Annotated in this window: 12 protein-coding genes, 21 tRNA genes and 3 rRNA genes; 32 read left to right on the plus strand and 4 right to left on the minus strand. The window is 42.2% G+C overall.

From position 1 onward, the window contains the following. Window positions 1–25: 25 nt before the first annotated feature. Both pepV and LKF16_RS12455 read right to left on the minus strand, forming a co-directional pair. The gene (gene pepV / locus LKF16_RS12450) at window positions 26–1426 is read right to left on the minus strand and encodes a dipeptidase PepV (protein ID WP_291472311.1); all 1401 of its coding nucleotides are present in this window, start codon (window positions 1424–1426) and stop codon (window positions 26–28) included. A 64-nt stretch (window positions 1427–1490) separates the two neighbouring features. After that, complete coding sequence (locus tag LKF16_RS12455) at window positions 1491–2918, minus strand: glycerophosphodiester phosphodiesterase (protein WP_291472309.1); 1428 nt, start codon at window positions 2916–2918, stop codon at window positions 1491–1493. Window positions 2919–2983: 65 nt separating this feature from the next. Here LKF16_RS12455 and LKF16_RS12460 point away from each other — a divergent pair, with 65 nt between their 5' ends. From LKF16_RS12460 to LKF16_RS12490, 7 genes are read left to right on the plus strand one after another with little or no spacing between them, the layout of a single operon-like run. Further along, on the plus strand, window positions 2984–3307 hold the full coding sequence (locus LKF16_RS12460) for a hypothetical protein (protein ID WP_291472307.1): 324 nt from the start codon (window positions 2984–2986) through the stop codon (window positions 3305–3307). A 5-nt stretch (window positions 3308–3312) separates the two neighbouring features. After that, a complete protein-coding gene (locus tag LKF16_RS12465; protein WP_291472306.1) occupies window positions 3313–3924 on the plus strand; it encodes a metallophosphoesterase in 612 nt (203 codons plus the stop codon). A gap of 7 nt (window positions 3925–3931) precedes the next feature. Beyond that, complete coding sequence (locus LKF16_RS12470) at window positions 3932–4621, plus strand: metallophosphatase (RefSeq protein WP_291472305.1); 690 nt, start codon at window positions 3932–3934, stop codon at window positions 4619–4621. Further along, window positions 4594–5292, plus strand: a complete 699-nt coding sequence (locus tag LKF16_RS12475) for a 5'-nucleotidase C-terminal domain-containing protein (protein ID WP_291472304.1) — start codon at window positions 4594–4596, stop codon at window positions 5290–5292. The genes LKF16_RS12470 and LKF16_RS12475 overlap by 28 nt, the downstream gene beginning before the upstream one ends. A gap of 4 nt (window positions 5293–5296) precedes the next feature. Next, complete coding sequence (locus tag LKF16_RS12480) at window positions 5297–5989, plus strand: YutD family protein (protein ID WP_291472303.1); 693 nt, start codon at window positions 5297–5299, stop codon at window positions 5987–5989. A 7-nt stretch (window positions 5990–5996) separates the two neighbouring features. Further along, window positions 5997–6779, plus strand: a complete 783-nt coding sequence (locus tag LKF16_RS12485) for a TIGR01457 family HAD-type hydrolase (RefSeq protein ID WP_291472301.1) — start codon at window positions 5997–5999, stop codon at window positions 6777–6779. Beyond that, on the plus strand, window positions 6769–7368 hold the full coding sequence (locus LKF16_RS12490) for a TIGR01906 family membrane protein (protein WP_291472299.1): 600 nt from the start codon (window positions 6769–6771) through the stop codon (window positions 7366–7368). The genes LKF16_RS12485 and LKF16_RS12490 overlap by 11 nt, the downstream gene beginning before the upstream one ends. A 36-nt stretch (window positions 7369–7404) precedes the next feature. On the opposite strand, the gene LKF16_RS12495 is transcribed toward LKF16_RS12490, so the two are convergent. After that, on the minus strand, window positions 7405–8046 hold the full coding sequence (locus LKF16_RS12495; protein ID WP_291472385.1) for a DedA family protein: 642 nt from the start codon (window positions 8044–8046) through the stop codon (window positions 7405–7407). Between the two features lie 97 nt (window positions 8047–8143). Then, window positions 8144–9133 carry an NAD(P)/FAD-dependent oxidoreductase gene (locus LKF16_RS12500; protein ID WP_291472297.1) on the minus strand — a complete coding sequence of 330 codons (990 nt, stop codon included), beginning with the start codon at window positions 9131–9133 and terminating at the stop codon, window positions 8144–8146. Window positions 9134–9210: 77 nt separating this feature from the next. Here LKF16_RS12500 and LKF16_RS12505 point away from each other — a divergent pair, with 77 nt between their 5' ends. The 25 genes from LKF16_RS12505 (at window position 9211) to LKF16_RS12625 (ending at window position 16922) form a co-directional block, all read left to right on the plus strand. Continuing rightward, window positions 9211–9573, plus strand: a complete 363-nt coding sequence (locus LKF16_RS12505) for a CvfD/Ygs/GSP13 family RNA-binding post-transcriptional regulator (protein ID WP_291472295.1) — start codon at window positions 9211–9213, stop codon at window positions 9571–9573. Window positions 9574–10023: 450 nt separating this feature from the next. Further along, window positions 10024–11597: ribosomal RNA gene (locus tag LKF16_RS12510) — 16S ribosomal RNA — on the plus strand. 85 nt (window positions 11598–11682) lie between these two features. After that, window positions 11683–11757, plus strand: a tRNA-Ile gene (locus LKF16_RS12515). A gap of 31 nt (window positions 11758–11788) precedes the next feature. Further along, window positions 11789–11861 (plus strand) — tRNA-Ala (locus LKF16_RS12520). A gap of 137 nt (window positions 11862–11998) precedes the next feature. Next, a 23S ribosomal RNA gene (locus LKF16_RS12525) occupies window positions 11999–14916 on the plus strand. A gap of 75 nt (window positions 14917–14991) precedes the next feature. After that, window positions 14992–15108: ribosomal RNA gene (gene rrf / locus LKF16_RS12530) — 5S ribosomal RNA — on the plus strand. Together the 16S, 23S and 5S rRNA genes with 21 tRNA genes alongside form the textbook arrangement of a ribosomal RNA operon. A gap of 11 nt (window positions 15109–15119) precedes the next feature. Continuing rightward, window positions 15120–15192: transfer RNA gene (locus LKF16_RS12535), tRNA-Val, on the plus strand. Window positions 15193–15200: 8 nt separating this feature from the next. Beyond that, window positions 15201–15273 (plus strand) — tRNA-Lys (locus LKF16_RS12540). A 21-nt stretch (window positions 15274–15294) separates the two neighbouring features. Beyond that, window positions 15295–15377, plus strand: a tRNA-Leu gene (locus LKF16_RS12545). A gap of 58 nt (window positions 15378–15435) precedes the next feature. Further along, window positions 15436–15508, plus strand: a tRNA-Thr gene (locus tag LKF16_RS12550). 4 nt (window positions 15509–15512) lie between these two features. Next, window positions 15513–15584, plus strand: a tRNA-Gly gene (locus LKF16_RS12555). A gap of 15 nt (window positions 15585–15599) precedes the next feature. After that, window positions 15600–15685, plus strand: a tRNA-Leu gene (locus tag LKF16_RS12560). A gap of 13 nt (window positions 15686–15698) precedes the next feature. Beyond that, window positions 15699–15772, plus strand: a tRNA-Arg gene (locus LKF16_RS12565). An 11-nt stretch (window positions 15773–15783) separates the two neighbouring features. Next, window positions 15784–15857 (plus strand) — tRNA-Pro (locus LKF16_RS12570). 38 nt (window positions 15858–15895) lie between these two features. Next, window positions 15896–15969 (plus strand) — tRNA-Met (locus LKF16_RS12575). A gap of 8 nt (window positions 15970–15977) precedes the next feature. Further along, window positions 15978–16051 (plus strand) — tRNA-Ile (locus LKF16_RS12580). Between the two features lie 50 nt (window positions 16052–16101). Next, window positions 16102–16175 (plus strand) — tRNA-Met (locus LKF16_RS12585). A 13-nt stretch (window positions 16176–16188) separates the two neighbouring features. Further along, window positions 16189–16262 (plus strand) — tRNA-Asp (locus tag LKF16_RS12590). An 8-nt stretch (window positions 16263–16270) separates the two neighbouring features. Then, a tRNA-Phe gene (locus LKF16_RS12595) sits at window positions 16271–16343 on the plus strand. 10 nt (window positions 16344–16353) lie between these two features. Further along, window positions 16354–16424: transfer RNA gene (locus LKF16_RS12600), tRNA-Gly, on the plus strand. 15 nt (window positions 16425–16439) lie between these two features. Continuing rightward, window positions 16440–16514, plus strand: a tRNA-Ile gene (locus LKF16_RS12605). Between the two features lie 8 nt (window positions 16515–16522). Continuing rightward, window positions 16523–16610, plus strand: a tRNA-Ser gene (locus tag LKF16_RS12610). A 9-nt stretch (window positions 16611–16619) separates the two neighbouring features. Beyond that, window positions 16620–16691, plus strand: a tRNA-Glu gene (locus LKF16_RS12615). A gap of 46 nt (window positions 16692–16737) precedes the next feature. Next, window positions 16738–16827: transfer RNA gene (locus tag LKF16_RS12620), tRNA-Ser, on the plus strand. 21 nt (window positions 16828–16848) lie between these two features. Next, window positions 16849–16922: transfer RNA gene (locus LKF16_RS12625), tRNA-Met, on the plus strand. Window positions 16923–16933: the final 11 nt, after the last annotated feature.

Here is a 16933-nt window from a genome sequence, read left to right on the forward strand (position 1 = left end):
TTTAAGTTCACGAAACTTGTATAAACTATTTAATTAAGCGATAAATTGCGTCTGCATAGATTGCTGTAGCTTTGAAAAGCTTATCCAAGTTAATGTATTCATTTGCTTGGTGCATAACATTTTCATCGCCAGGGAACATTGCTCCAAAGGCAACGCCATTTTTGAGGATACGTCCATAAGTTCCGCCACCAACTGTAAATGGTTTTGATTCGAGGTCGTCAGTATGAGCCTGATAAGCGCCCATTAATGATTGGACTAGTGGATCGTTAGCGTCAACAAAGTGAGGCAATTGGTTGTGTCCTTCGATTGAAGCAGTGACGTTTTCTGGAAGTTGTTTATTGATCTTGTCGGTCAATGTCTCTCCGGTGTCTCCCTTAGGATAACGGATGTTCAACAAGATGCTGGCGTGATTGTCGTCAAATTTGAAAATGTCAGGTGAAACAGTTAAGTCTCCCATAACATCATCATGGTTATCAATGTGCAAATTCTTTCCATAATGATCTAAGAAAAGTTGATCAGCAATGAAGTTGAAGTATGTTTGTTCAGCATTATTCAATGGCAAAGTTGCAATAAATTTTGCTAAATACGTTGCGGCATTAACTCCGTGATAAGGTTCCATAGCATGCGAACCCTTACCGATCATTTTCAAACTGTAAGTATTAGCTTTTAAAGTGATTTCGCCGTTAATCTCGTCATTATCGTTTACAAAATCGTTGAAATCATTAGTAATCGAGTTTAAATTGCCGTCGTTATCTACGATGGTTGCTTCAGCGTGTTGGGGAACCATGTTAGGACGTAAGCCGCTGTCAAAATTTTTGACGATTCCATTTTTTGATTGTGGAAATTCGACTGCAAACGAAACGATTCCCTTTTCGCCATTGATGACAGGGAATTCGGCATCAGGAGAAAATCCGGTTTCAGGCATAGTTTCTTTTTCCATGTAGTGGTTCATGCCGACCCATTCGCTTTCTTCGTCAGTACCTAAAATCATGTGGACTGATTTAGAAGTAGGCAAGTTGAGTTCCTTAATGATCTTTAGGGCATAGTATGCAGCCAAACTTGGTCCTTTATCGTCTGAAGTGCCACGTGCATAAATATTGCCATCTTTGATAGTTGGTTCAAAGGCATTGGTTTCCCAACCTGGACCTTCAGGCACAACGTCAACGTGTCCCAAGATAGCGATTTTATCTTCGCTGTCGCCTAATTCGATTCTTCCAGCTAGATTGTCGACATTCTTAGTTTTAAAGTCGTCTCTTTCAGCAAAATGTAAAAATGTCTTTAATGCTTTTGCAGGACCGGGTCCCAATGGATAATCGTCAGTTTTGTGTTCAATGTCTCGAGAACTATCAATGCTTAATAATTCTGAGAGATCGTTTAGTAGTTCGTCGGAACGATGAGAAACTTCTTTTTCCCAATCAATTGACATAAATAATAACCTCCAGGTGAATTGCAATTATTTTACCAAAGCCTGAAACTTTAAGCTAATTATTTCATATTTTGTTCATTGAATAATTGTCGGGTTTACTAGTAACAAAAGGCAAATGGTTGAATTGTTTTAATAAGTCTACATTAGTGACTTTTTGATCATTGTTTGATTTTAAATACGTGAATCCCTGTAATAAATCAACGTTCTTGATTCTCTGATTGCTTGGTAGTTCAAAGTAGCTATGTTTACTGTTGTTACCGTAAACCTTATCAGAGTTGAGCTGGATCAAAACGTTTTTAGAATTGACCCATCCATCAGATAATTGCAGCCAAGTTTCTGAGCCGATTTTTTGAATCGTCTCAATGGTCTGTGGTTTGTTGATCGGCATGCGCCCAGCCAAACTATTTGAATCTTGTGGGTCTTTATATAGGAAGTTATTTGGCTGCTCAGCACGGTAGATTGCTTTAGCTCCGAAGTAAGGACGCAATTGTGATAATTCAGCATCGGAATTAAAACCGTCAGCGAGAGCAAATTGATTTTCGCTCAACTGGACATACTTTTTACCCTTGAAACGAATGATGTTGGATACGTGATAGCCGTCTAAGGGATGTACGACTTTTTTAGTCTTGATCAATTTATAAGGATTCTCGTAGATCGGCAATTCCTTTAGTCCAAAGTAATAAGTGTTTTGATCAAAAGATGTTTCCTTTGACTCGTCCTTTAATTTACGATATTCATTACCAGTAGCGGGGAAGTTAGTTACCACGCCATCGATTGGCATGTTGACTAAAGTATTCCATTTGCTAGGTATTTCATTCATTTCATCCCAAACATAGACTGATTTGTGCATGTAATGCATGTCGTTGATGATCTCTGGAGTAACGATATTGGATGATAGGTTCACTCCAGTCACATACGAAAGAACATCGAAATTGACCCGCTTGATCGTACCTGCTATAAAAATCCTTGGTATTTCTGGCATCAATTCAGATTCTTTTTTTAAACTTTCAGCTGAAAACGAATGAAACATTACTCGATCTTGCATCTGGTATTTATCGATGCTGACTTTCAACAGATCCTCCATGTTCTTAGGGCTGCCTTTTTTGGTTTTCTTAGTTTCAATCAAAAACTTCGCATTGGGATTATCTTTGTAGTGTGCAAAAAGTTCGTCTAAACTATGTACAGGTTCACCATTTTTTTGGTGTAATGTACTTAAGTATGAGAAGTTTTGCTGCGAAACGATTGCTGGAACCCCAGTGATACGCTCCAGGTTACGATCATGAGATACTACTAAGACATTGTCTTTTGAGACATGTAAGTCAAGTTCGACGTAGTCGGCACCTTCATTAAAGGCGGTATCGAAACTTTGAAAGGTTTCTTCTGGAGCTTTAACGGGGTCGCCGCGATGACCAATGACTGCAAATCCGCTGCTGAAAAAGAATATAATGAACGCAACGGCAATATTTACCGAAATAATTTTTTTTGAGTGCATATGTAACTCCTAAAATTAATAATAACTATAGAATAAATAATATAACTTATCGGGGTGTTAAGAGAATGGATAATGAACAATCCTTAAATTTAATTGAACAAATCACTAGAAACGATGGTACTAAGTACTACGAAATTGCCAACGTCTTGATGAATGGTCGAGCTGAAAAAGCTGCCGAGTTAGGTATGATCAAGGAAGTTAGGATCTTAAAATTGAACATCCCTCATTCACATGCCGTTGGAATATACGAAGACTATGTTAACAAGAATTATACTGTTCCACCAATGGAGTTAAAAGAATGGGTCGAATATCAAAAGCCTGAAGGACCTATTAAAGATGCGTTCGAGGAAATTTTAAAGGCCAACAAAATTATTTCCAAGGAGGACTAATTATCATGAATTATTTCATATCAGATACTCATTTCTATCATTATCAACTGCTAGAGCCAAATGATTTTGCTCCTCGTCATTTTAAAGATGGGGATGCGATGAATCAAGCAATGATCGATGCGTGGAATGCCAGAGTTGACGATGATGATACAGTTTATCATCTTGGGGACATTTCCATGCGCCCTCAAGCCACGCCGACAGACGAAGAGACTTATGCGATGCTTAATCAACTCAAAGGACACATGATTTTGATTAAAGGCAATCACGATTATCGTTCTTTGTTCAAGTATTTGGCAAAACATAATGAAACAATGTCTGATGGCGTTCCTAGATTCAGATTCGAAGATGTTGGTGCATTATTGAAATTTGACCATATGCAATTTTACTGCACGCATTATCCAATGCTTCTTGGAAAAGTTCAGCAGATCTTGAATTTACATGGGCATATTCATCATTATAGCGTTCCCGTTGCAGAAAATATCAATGTTGGTGTGGATGCACCAGAACGGGAATATTTAAGTGAAGATTTGCCATGGGGTTCACCATTGCGGGGCGAAGAGATTATCGAAATGTATGAAAAAAAGAAAGTTGATCTCGCAAATCAACAGAGAAAGTAGGCAGCTTGTGGAAACTATTAAAATTGTACACACTAACGATTTACATTCTCATTTTGAAAATTTTCCAAAGATTTCACGTTTTATTAAAAAGTCACGTAAGAATTCAAAGGCAGATGAATTTCTGCTTTTTGATATTGGCGATGCAATGGATCGGGCCCATCCTTTAACAGAAGCTACCGATGGTCAGGCCAACATCGAGTGGATGAACAAGCAAAAGTACGATGCTGCTACGATTGGGAATAATGAAGGACTTGGGAATAGCCACAAGCAACTCGAGCATTTGTACGACCAAGCTAATTTTCCAGTCATACTGGGTAATTTATACGAAAAAAATGGTGAATTAGCCAGTTTTGCCAAGCCTTATAAAATCATTACAACTAAAAAAGGAACAAAAATTGGTGTTTTAGGTTTTACTGCACCTTACATTTTGACCTATCCGCTGATGGGCTGGGATATCCACTTGATGCAGACGGAAGTCCCCAAAGCACTTGATGAGATGAAAAAACTCAAATGCGATGTGATTATTTTGTTGTCGCATTTGGGAGTATCGATGGATCGATTGTTGGCGAAGGAATATCCGCAGATTGATTTGATCATCGGTGCACACACGCATCATCTTTTTCCAAAAGGCGAGATGGATAATGGCGTGCTTTTGGCTGCAGCCGGGAAATGGGGCGAACTATCGATCTCAAATTAGATAAGGGTCAGATAGTTGATAAACAGGCCTATACTACCGCTACTGCCGAATTAAAGGCTAAGAAAAAGGACCAAGTTTGGATCGATGCTCGACAAGACGAAGGAAATCAAATACTTGACGATGAAAAAGTTGGTCAAATACCATATACTTTGAGTACTGACATTGATTCAGAACATCCATTCATCAATGAGGCCTTAAAGGCTGTTCAACAATATGCAGATGCTGATGCCGCTGTGTTGAGTTCAGGGTTATTTCTACAAGACTTGAACGAGGGCATTGTTACTGAAAAGGACCTTCATGAGGCCTTGCCACATGCAATTCATGTCATGCAGACTACGTTGACTGGTGATAATGTTTGGCGACTAGTGATGGAAATGGAGAAGAATCGTGCCTTTTTACGTCGCCATTTGCAAAAAGGGATGGGCTTTCGTGGTAAAATATTTGGCGAACTGGTTTATCGCGGAATCAAAGTTGATAATAAAAGAAATGTCTACATCAACGGTCAGGAATTAGAAATGGATAAACAGTATAAACTAGCATTATTGGATCATTACTTGTTTGTCCCATTTTTCCCAACAATTGAAATCGTTGGCGATAACAAAATAATGTATCCGAAATTCATACGAAATGTATTTTCAGACTACTTAAAAGATAAATATCCACTGAGGTGATCATTTGGACAAATCAGAAACAAAAGAACCAAAGATAAACAAGCAGGCGGATGTGTTTTTACTCGAAGATGACTTAGTGGTCATCAATGACACCCAATACCGCTTGATAGAAAACCATGATAATGGTTTTGACAAAGAAAAAATTGAAGAACGCTACAACAATGTTTTAGACAAGTATGACTATATCGTCGGTGATTGGGGATATGATCAGTTACGCTTTAAGGGCTTTTATATAGATAAGCGAATCGAGAGCAACTTAGATAATAAGATCTCGCATTTGGAAGACTATTTGCTCGAATATTGTAATTTTGGTTGTGCTTATTTTATTTTGGAACGAGTTGACAAATTGCCACTCACTAAACCAAAGCATCATCGCCAAAAACCGAAGAATGCTGCGCATGCCAATGGTAAGAATAACCACAACGTCCATGGAAAAAATGGTCATAACATGCATAATAAGAAGCAAAATTCGAGTCATCGGACTCATCAAACGCAAAATAAACACGCGACAGCATCGAATAAACCGGAGCATGAATCTAAAAAGTCAACCAACAATAAGCATCCACGTATCCGCAGACGTCGTAGTGAGAATACCAATGCGGCTCCTAAGAAACATCGCAATAATTCAGCAAAGCCTAGGAAGACCAACACGAAGTCAGGATCAAAGACTTTCAAAATTAGAAAAATAGATAAGTGAGATAATAATGGATAAATACCAAACATATTTAATAGATTTAGATGGAACAATGTATCGAGGCAAGGATAAGATCCCTGAAGCAGCTGATTTTGTAAAACGATTAAATGAAGCCAACGTCGATTACTATTTTTTAACAAACAATACTACCAAGACTCCACAACAAGTCGCTGACAATTTGGTCAATAATCATCAAATTACTGCAACTGCTGAACAAGTGATCACACCGTCTTTAGCAACAGCCGGATACATCAAAAATATGTTTGGCAATGAGATCGAGGACCATTCAGCATATGTTATCGGAGAGTATGGATTAAAGTCTGCAATTTTCAACACCGGAATCAAGCTCAATGAAGTCACACCTGATGTGGTTATCGTTGGACTTGATTACGATGTGACCTATCACAAATTTGAGGTTGCCACACTGGCAATTAAACGTGGCGCTAAATTTATTGGAACTAATGCCGATACTAATTTACCTAATGAAAGAGGACTTGTTCCCGGTGCAGGCTCAGTTATTTCATTAGTCGAGACAGCGGTTCAGCATAAGGCCAAGTATATCGGTAAGCCAGAAGCACAGATCATTGACTTTGCTGCTCAAGCAAAGGGATTTGATCCAGCACAAGCCGTCATGGTTGGTGACAACTACAATACTGATATTAAATGCGGATTGAATGCAGGAGTTGAAACTCTGATGGTTTATACAGGCGTAAGTACTCACGAAGATATTGCAAAAGAGACGCTTAAACCAACCCATGAAGTAGAAAGTTTGGCAGATTGGGATGTCAAATAGTCAAAGGGATGCTGTCTATACGATTATTTTGGCCTTATTCATTTTTACTTTTTCAATAACCGTCACGATTTTTGCCAGCTATGCGATTTTTAGATTTGATATTCCACATTATTTTTTAGACCAAGAAGCTAATATGAGTGGTCAGAAATTAATGCATAATTACAATCAGATGATGAATTACCTGCTTAATCCATTTAGTGGGCAATTCCATTTAGATGATTTCCGTTCATCATATAACGGCAGAGTACATTTTGCTGATTGTAAAAAGTTGTTCATGCTCAACTTTAGTGTTTTTATCTTATCTGGAGTTTATGTCTGGTTTAGACGTAAGAAGAGAGCTTACTTTAATCGGACTTTTCTTTACATCGCAATTGTCGGGATCATTTTGGTTGTTTTGATGGCAATTGACTTTGATGATTTCTTCATTGTCTTTCATAAGATACTGTTCAGAAATAACGACTGGCTATTTGACCCAGCCTTGGATCCGATCATTAATGTATTACCGGATGAGTTCTTCGTTCAATGCTTTGTGCTATTCTTCATACTGTTCGAAGGGCTTAATCTGTATAAATTTTTCTCAAAAAAATAAGATTGCATCGGATCATTTGATCCAATGCAATCTTTTTTATTCAACAGGCTTTTTACGATTTCTAATTGCAGTAATGAAAATTGGAATTACTGAGATAACTACAATTCCAATTATAATGATTGAAAAATGTTCTTGAACTGCAGGGATGTTTCCAAATAGGAATCCTGCTAGAGAACATAAGAGCACCCAGAGGAAACCACCAAGTAGATTAAATTTCAAGAATCTACCATAGTGCATTGTTCCGGAACCAGCAACAAAAGGTACAAAGGTTCTGATCAACGGAATGAATCTTCCGATAGCAATCGTCTTACCACCATGCTTTTTGAAGAAAGCATGTGCCTCATCAAGATGCTCTTTATTTATTAGTTTGCTTAAATATTTGTTCCTCGTTGCAAATTCACCGAAATGCTCACCAATTTCGTAGTTCATAGAATCGCCCAAGACCGCAGCGGCCAGAAAGACTATGAACAATATCCACGGGATTAGTCCATATTTTGGGTTAGCGGCTAATGCCATGGCTGCGAAAATTAGGGAATCACCTGGTAAGAATGGTAAAATTACCACACCAGTTTCGATGAAGATGATCAAGAACAAAATCAAGTATGTCCAAATGCCGAAGTTATTCACGATATTGACCATATGATGATCAATATGAAGAATAAAGTCGACTAGACTCATTACGTAACTCAATTCATCAACTCCAATATTCAAATTAAACTTAATTATAACAGGTTACCTTAAAATAACTTTAAATCTAACCCTTTTTTTAAAATAATTATTTGAACATTGATGTGCTGTGTTCAAAATAGTCTTTGTCTGGATACAGGTTTCGCAATGCCCGAGTGACGGCCATAGGTCCTTCAGCAAAGGCAGTTGCAATTAATTGAAGTTTTCCAGGATAAGTTGCGATATCTCCAATTGCAAAAACGTTTGGCAGATTTGTTTCCATTTGTTGCGTGACTTTAATGAAGGGACCTTCAAGTTCGAGATTCCAGTCTCTTAAAATCTTTGAATCAGATATAAAGCCGTAGTTGACCAGCAGCTTATCGATAGTAATGGTTTTTTCATCATCGGATTTGATTTTTTTAAGTAAAACATCTATCTTACTATCATCAAGGTCATTGAAGGTGACGTCTTTAATAATATAGGGGTTGAGTTGTTCAACAGATGATGCATTTAGAGTATCGACACTTGATTCCATAGCACGATACTTGTTACGACGATGAATGATCGAAGTGTTATTAGCAATTTCATTCAAATGGATTGCCCAATCGACTGCGGAATCTCCACCACCAGCAACGGCCACATCTTTGTTTTTAAAATCATTTAGATCATTTACAAAGTAAGATAGGTTATTATCTTCAATAGCAGGATCGTAATCAAAAGTTAGCTTACGAGGCTTGAAAGCACCGTTTCCGATGGCAATGATAATTGCTTTTGTGACTATTTCTTCCTTATTAGTGGAAATTTTCCAAACATCGTCTGTATGTTCAATATCAGTTACAGATGTTCCTAGATATTCATCTACTGAAATAAAGCTCAATTGATTAGTTAATTGATCAACTAGTTCAGTTCCGGATACTTTTGGTAAACCAGCCACGTCGTAGATCTCTTTTTGAGCATAAAGAGTTTGAGGTTGGCCACCTAAGTTAGGTAAACTTTCTATTAGAGCAACGTTTAGTTTTCTTAATGATGCGTAGTAAGCTGCAAACATTCCTGCAGGTCCGCCACCAATGATTGCAATGTCGTATGTTTTGTCATTCATATTATGTTTCACCATTTTCTAATTTAGTATAGGAATATTGTTACACAACTTAATGTAAAAGATAAAGGAGATAGAAAATGAAAATAGGAGATAAGCTTTCAGGTAAGATATCAGGTATTCAACCTTATGGCGTTTTCGTTAATCTTGAAAATGGTTCTCAAGGCTTAGTTCATATTTCAGAATTGAAGAACGGTTTTGTATCCGGCATTGAAAATGAGTATAAGGTAGGAGATCAAGTAGAAGTAATAGTATTGGATATAGACGAGTATGACGGCAATGTAAGTCTTTCAATGAGAGCCTTGCAAAGCAGAAAACTTGGTAGACCAATCTTGCATAAACACTTCTGGACTAACTACAAAGATGAGATAGGTTACGCAACAATTAAGGATAATAAATCCAAGTGGGTAAGGGATGCAATGAAGATCATAAACGGTAAATAACAAAAATTGCATTTTTTTGTAAAAAAGACTTGCAACGGTTAATGTCTATTGGTAAGATATTATTTGTTGTCACGAGAGAGCAACAACGTCAAGCCTAGCAAGCGAAAGCAAGCTTTACGAGATGAAAATTATTTTAAAAAGTTGTTGACATTGAGTTAGCAATTCGATAAGATAATTAAGTTGCTCGATGAGATGCAACGACAACGAGATGAATTATTCATCAAGTTGCTAGGAAATTTATTTTAAAAAGTTGTTGACAAGATAGTCAACGACATGATAAAATAAATAAGTCGCTTATTAAACTCTTAACTGAGCAAGATAAGAAGTAGACCTTTGAAAACTGAACAAAGTTTTAACGCAAATTGTGTAGGCCTTAAGAGATTAAGGTAAACAAAGCAATAAATAACGAAGTCAGTTCGTTAGTAATAATAAATGAGTCACAAACAATCAAAATATGAGAGTTTGATCCTGGCTCAGGATGAACGCTGGCGGCGTGCCTAATACATGCAAGTCGAGCGAACTCTGGTAACTGAATGAAGGTGCTTGCACCTGAGTGATGATACATTTGAGTGAGCGGCGGATGGGTGAGTAACACGTGGGTAACCTGCCCTAAAGTGGGGGATAACATCTGGAAACAGGTGCTAATACCGCATAACAACACATTCCACATGGAGAGTGTTTGAAAGATGGTTCTGCTATCGCTTTAGGATGGACCCGCGGCGTATTAGTTAGTTGGTGAGGTAACGGCTCACCAAGACGATGATACGTAGCCGACCTGAGAGGGTAATCGGCCACATTGGGACTGAGACACGGCCCAAACTCCTACGGGAGGCAGCAGTAGGGAATCTTCCACAATGGACGAAAGTCTGATGGAGCAACGCCGCGTGAGTGAAGAAGGTTTTCGGATCGTAAAACTCTGTTGTTGAAGAAGAACATGCGTGATAGTAACTGATCATGTATTGACGGTATTCAACCAGAAAGCCACGGCTAACTACGTGCCAGCAGCCGCGGTAATACGTAGGTGGCAAGCGTTATCCGGATTTATTGGGCGTAAAGCGAGTGCAGGCGGTTTATTAGGTCTGATGTGAAAGCCCTCGGCTCAACCGAGGAAGTGCATCGGAAACCGGTAAACTTGAGTGCAGAAGAGGAGAGTGGAACTCCATGTGTAGCGGTGGAATGCGTAGATATATGGAAGAACACCAGTGGCGAAGGCGGCTCTCTGGTCTGTAACTGACGCTGAGGCTCGAAAGCGTGGGTAGCAAACAGGATTAGATACCCTGGTAGTCCACGCCGTAAACGATGAGTGCTAAGTGTTGGAGGGTTTCCGCCCTTCAGTGCTGCAGCTAACGCATTAAGCACTCCGCCTGGGGAGTACGACCGCAAGGTTGAAACTCAAAGGAATTGACGGGGGCCCGCACAAGCGGTGGAGCATGTGGTTTAATTCGAAGCAACGCGAAGAACCTTACCAGGTCTTGACATACCATGAAAAGCTAAGAGATTAGTCTTTCCCTTCGGGGACATGGATACAGGTGGTGCATGGTTGTCGTCAGCTCGTGTCGTGAGATGTTGGGTTAAGTCCCGCAACGAGCGCAACCCTTATTATCAGTTGCCAGCATTAAGTTGGGCACTCTGGTGAGACTGCCGGTGACAAACCGGAGGAAGGTGGGGACGACGTCAAATCATCATGCCCCTTATGACCTGGGCTACACACGTGCTACAATGGTCGGTACAACGTGTTGCGAACTCGCGAGGGCAAGCAAATCACTTAAAACCGATCTCAGTTCGGATTGTAGGCTGCAACTCGCCTACATGAAGCTGGAATCGCTAGTAATCGCGGATCAGCATGCCGCGGTGAATACGTTCCCGGGCCTTGTACACACCGCCCGTCACACCATGAGAGTTTGTAACACCCAAAGCCGGTGGGGTAACCTTTTAGGAGCTAGCCGTCTAAGGTGGGACAAATGATTAGGGTGAAGTCGTAACAAGGTAGCCGTAGGAGAACCTGCGGCTGGATCACCTCCTTTCTAAGGATAGGTACTTAGGTACCACGGAATACACAAGTTAAAACTTTGTTTAGTTTTGAGAGGTCTACTCTCGACAAGGCTTATTGGGCCTATAGCTCAGCTGGTTTAGAGCGCACGCCTGATAAGCGTGAGGTCGATGGTTCAAGTCCATTTAGGCCCATAAAGAATGAAAACATAATATAAAGCACCATGGGGGTTTAGCTCAGCTGGGAGAGCACCTGCTTTGCAAGCAGGAGGTCATCGGTTCGATCCCGTTAACCTCCATCGGTGGAAATTTCTGACAGAAGTTTCCACCACCTCGTACCTTGAAAACTGGATATTAAGAAATAATGAATTAGAGAAACACCGAAAACTGCGGACAGAGTAAAATCTGTCAAAAAAGAATTACCTTTGTAATTTAAGGTTAAGTTATAAAGGGCGCACGGTGGATGCCTAGGCACTAGGAGCCGAAGAAGGACGTAACTAACGACGATACGCCTCGGGGAGCTGTAAGTAAGCTATGATCCGGGGATTTCCGAATGGGGGAACCCAATCATCGTAATGGATGATTACTTGCAAGTGAATACATAGCTTGTAAGAGGAAGACGCAATGAACTGAAACATCTAAGTAGTTGCAGGAAGAGAAAGAAAAATCGATTCCCTGAGTAGCGGCGAGCGAAACGGGAACAGCCCAAACCAGAGAGCTTGCTCTTTGGGGTTGTAGGACTGATGTAGTGAGAACAAAAGGCAAGGATAGTAGAATCAGTTGGAAAGCTGAGCCAAAGAGAGTGAAAGCCTCGTAAATGAAATCCGAACCACTCCAATCAGTATCCTGAGTACGGCGGGACACGAGAAACCCCGTCGGAATCTGGGAGGACCATCTCCCAAGGCTAAATACTCCCTAGTGACCGATAGTGAACCAGTACCGTGAGGGAAAGGTGAAAAGAACCCCGGAAGGGGAGTGAAATAGATCCTGAAACCGTGTGCCTACAAGTAGTCAAAGCCCGTTAAGGGGTGATGGCGTGCCTTTTGTAGAATGAACCGGCGAGTTACGTTAACATGCAAGGTTAAGATGAAGAGTCGGAGCCGGAGCGAAAGCGAGTCTGAATAGGGCGACTAAGTATGTTGATGTAGACCCGAAACCAAGTGACCTACCCATGTCCAGGTTGAAGATGCGGTAAAACGCATTGGAGGACCGAACCCATGTATGTTGAAAAATGCTGGGATGAGGTGTGGGTAGCGGTGAAATTCCAAACGAACTTGGAGATAGCTGGTTCTCTCCGAAATAGCTTTAGGGTTAGCCTCGGGGAAAAGGATCGTGGAGGTAGAGCACTGTTTGGACTAGGGGCCCGTCTTGGGTTACTGAATTCAGATAAACTCCGAATGCCATAGATCTATACCCGGGAGTCAGACGGTGAGTGATAAGATCCATCGTCGAAAGGGAAACAGCCCAGATCACCAGTTAAGGTCCCAAAATTCATGCTAAGTGGAAAAGGATGTGGAAATGCACAGACAACTAGGATGTTGGCTTAGAAGCAGCCATTCATTCAAAGAGTGCGTAATAGCTCACTAGTCGAGTGATTCTGCGCCGAAAATGTACCGGGGCTAAGCATGATACCGAAACTGTGGATGTATCGTAAGATACATGGTAGGAGAGCGTTGTAAGAGCATTGAAGCTGTACCGTGAGGAGCAGTGGAGTTCTTAGAAGTGAGAATGCCGGTATGAGTAGCGAAAGATCAGTGAGAATCTGATCGGCCGAAAGACTAAGGTTTCCTGGGGAAGGCTCGTCCTCCCAGGGTTAGTCGGGACCTAAGATGAGACCGAGAGGTGTAATCGATGGAAAACAGGTTGAGATTCCTGTACTAGTTTATATTGTTTGAACGATGGAAGGACGCAGGAGGATGATGTGTGCATACGGCTGGAAAAGTATGTTCAAGCAGAAAGTCTTGGAAAGAGTCAAATGCTTTTACCTATAAGGACAATCTGTGATGAGGAGCGAAATTTAAGTAGCGAAGCACAATAACTCACACTGCCGAGAAAAGTTTCTAGTTAGATATAAACTACCCGTACCGCAAACCGACACAGGTAGTCGAGGAGAGAATCCTAAGGTCAGCGAGTGAACTCTCGTTAAGGAACTCGGCAAAATGACCCCGTAACTTCGGGAGAAGGGGTGCTGGTGTAACAGCCAGCCGCAGTGAATAGGCCCAAACAACTGTTTATCAAAAACACAGGTCTATGCTAAATCGTAAGATGACGTATATGGGCTGACGCCTGCCCGGTGCTGGAAGGTTAAGAGGATCAGTTAGCTTATGCGAAGCTGAGAATTGAAGCCCCAGTAAACGGCGGCCGTAACTATAACGGTCCTAAGGTAGCGAAATTCCTTGTCGGGTAAGTTCCGACCCGCACGAAAGGCGTAATGATTTGGGCACTGTCTCAACGAGAGACTCGGTGAAATTATAATACCCGTGAAGATGCGGGTTACCCGCGACAGGACGGAAAGACCCCATGGAGCTTTACTGTAGCTTGATATTGAGTTTTTGTGTGACATGTACAGGATAGGTAGGAGCCATTGAATTCGGAACGCTAGTTTCGAAGGAGGCGTTGGTGGGATACTACCCTTGTTATATGAAGGCTCTAACCTACACCAATAATCGTGGTGAGGGACAGTGTCTGGTGGGCAGTTTGACTGGGGCGGTCGCCTCCTAAAAAGTAACGGAGGCGCTCAAAGGTTCGCTCAGAATGGTTGGAAATCATTCGCAGAGTGTAAACGTATAAGCGAGCTTGACTGCGAGACTGACAAGTCGAGCAGGGACGAAAGTCGGAGTTAGTGATCCGGTGGTACCGAATGGAAGGGCCATCGCTCAACGGATAAAAGCTACCCTGGGGATAACAGGCTTATCTCCCCCAAGAGTTCACATCGACGGGGAGGTTTGGCACCTCGATGTCGGCTCATCGCATCCTGGGGCTGTAGTCGGTCCCAAGGGTTGGGCTGTTCGCCCATTAAAGCGGTACGCGAGCTGGGTTCAGAACGTCGTGAGACAGTTCGGTCCCTATCCGTCGCGGGCGTAGGAAATTTGAGAGGAGCTGTCCTTAGTACGAGAGGACCGGGATGGACATACCTCTGGTGTACCAGTTGTTCTGCCAAGAGCATCGCTGGGTAGCTACGTATGGACGGGATAAACGCTGAAAGCATCTAAGTGTGAAGCCCCCCTCGAGATGAGATTTCCCATTCCGTTAAGGAAGTAAGATCCGTTAAAGAATATGACGTAGATAGGCTGCGGGTGGAAGAGTAGTGATACTTGGAGCTGAGCAGTACTAATAGATCGAGGACTTAACCGCAGTCAGCAGTAAGTAAGAGTTTGTTTAATCATTATAATTAATATCTAGTTTTGAAGGTACGAGGGAACACCAAAGTGTGGTGGCGATAGCAAGAAGGATACACCTGTTCCCATGCCGAACACAGAAGTTAAGCTTCTTCACGCCGAAAGTAGTTGGTGGGAAACTACCCGCGAGGATAGGTAGTTGCCACGCTTGGTAAATATGGAGGATTAGCTCAGCTGGGAGAGCATCTGCCTTACAAGCAGGAGGTCACAGGTTCGATCCCTGTATCCTCCATCCATATTGAGTCGTTAGCTCAGTCGGTAGAGCATCTGACTTTTAATCAGAGGGTCGACAGTTCGAACCTGTCACGACTCATTTGCAACAAATACACACCATGCGGGTGTGGCGGAATTGGCAGACGCGCTAGATTTAGGTTCTAGTGTCCAATGGACATGAAGGTTCAAGTCCTTTCACCCGTATTGCAATGACGTGTTGCGAATGTTCACATATAAATATTGCATAATTATAGTTAATTATGCCGACTTAGCTCAGTTGGCAGAGCATCTGTCTTGTAAACAGGGGGTCGGAAGTTCGAATCTTCTAGTCGGCATTTTGCGGAAGTAGTTCAGTGGTAGAACATCACCTTGCCATGGTGGGGGTCGCGGGTTCGAATCCCGTCTTCCGCTTTCACTATAGATTATGCCGGGGTGGCGGAACTGGCAGACGCACAGGACTTAAAATCCTGCGGTAAGTGATTACCGTACCGGTTCGATTCCGGTCCTCGGCACTATAGTGAATATGCACCCATAGCGCAATTGGATAGAGTGTCTGACTACGAATCAGAAGGTTGTAGGTTCGACTCCTACTGGGTGCATTGTTTTATCTCGGGAAGTGGCTCAGCTTGGTAGAGCACCTGGTTTGGGACCAGGGGGTCGCAGGTTCGAATCCTGTCTTCCCGATAGCAATCGCAATAGATTGTTTTGTTTTAAAGTTTTTTGGCGGTGTAGCTCAGCTGGCTAGAGCGTCCGGTTCATACCCGGGAGGTCGGGGGTTCGATCCCCTTCGCCGCTATTTATTCCGGACCTTTAGCTCAGCTGGTTAGAGCAAACGGCTCATAACCGTTCGGTCGTAGGTTCGAATCCTACAAGGTCCATCAAGGTCCATGTAGGAATAGAATTACATTAATCATCATATTATTATTATCGCGGGATGGAGCAGTCTGGTAGCTCGTCGGGCTCATAACCCGAAGGTCGTAGGTTCAAATCCTGCTCCCGCAATTATTATTGATATGGTTCCTTGGTCTAGTCGGTTAGGACGCCTGCCTGTCACGCAGGAGATCGCGGGTTCGATTCCCGCAGGGACCGTAGTAATTGGCTCGGTAGCTCAGTTGGTAGAGCAATGGATTGAAGCTCCATGTGTCGGCGGTTCGATTCCGTCCCGCGCCATGAATTACATGCGGGTGTAGTTTAGTGGTAAAACGACAGCCTTCCAAGCTGTAGTCGCGAGTCCGATTCTCGTCACCCGCTTTTGCCACTTGTTATGGGCCTATAGCTCAGCTGGTTTAGAGCGCACGCCTGATAAGCGTGAGGTCGATGGTTCGAGTCCATTTAGGCCCACTAAATTTGGAGAAGTACTCAAGTGGCTGAAGAGGCGCCCCTGCTAAGGGTGTAGGTCGCGTAAGCGGCGCGAGGGTTCAAATCCCTCCTTCTCCGTTTTTATATGACCCCTTGGTCAAGTGGTTAAGACACCGCCCTTTCACGGCGGTAACATGGGTTCAAATCCCGTAGGGGTCATTGATACATTTTGTATCAACTTTATATTATGTTACGATTTAAGCATGGAGGATTACCCAAGTCCGGCTTAAGGGAACGGTCTTGAAAACCGTCAGGTCGCGAAAGCGGCGCGTGGGTTCGAATCCCACATCCTCCTTACAAATTCATTTTTTATTATCGCGGGATGGAGCAGTCTGGTAGCTCGTCGGGCTCATAACCCGAAGGTCGTAGGTTCAAATCCTGCTCCCGCAATTTGTTTTGTA

Source organism: Companilactobacillus sp., from assembly GCF_022484265.1.
GTDB lineage: Bacteria > Bacillota > Bacilli > Lactobacillales > Lactobacillaceae > Companilactobacillus.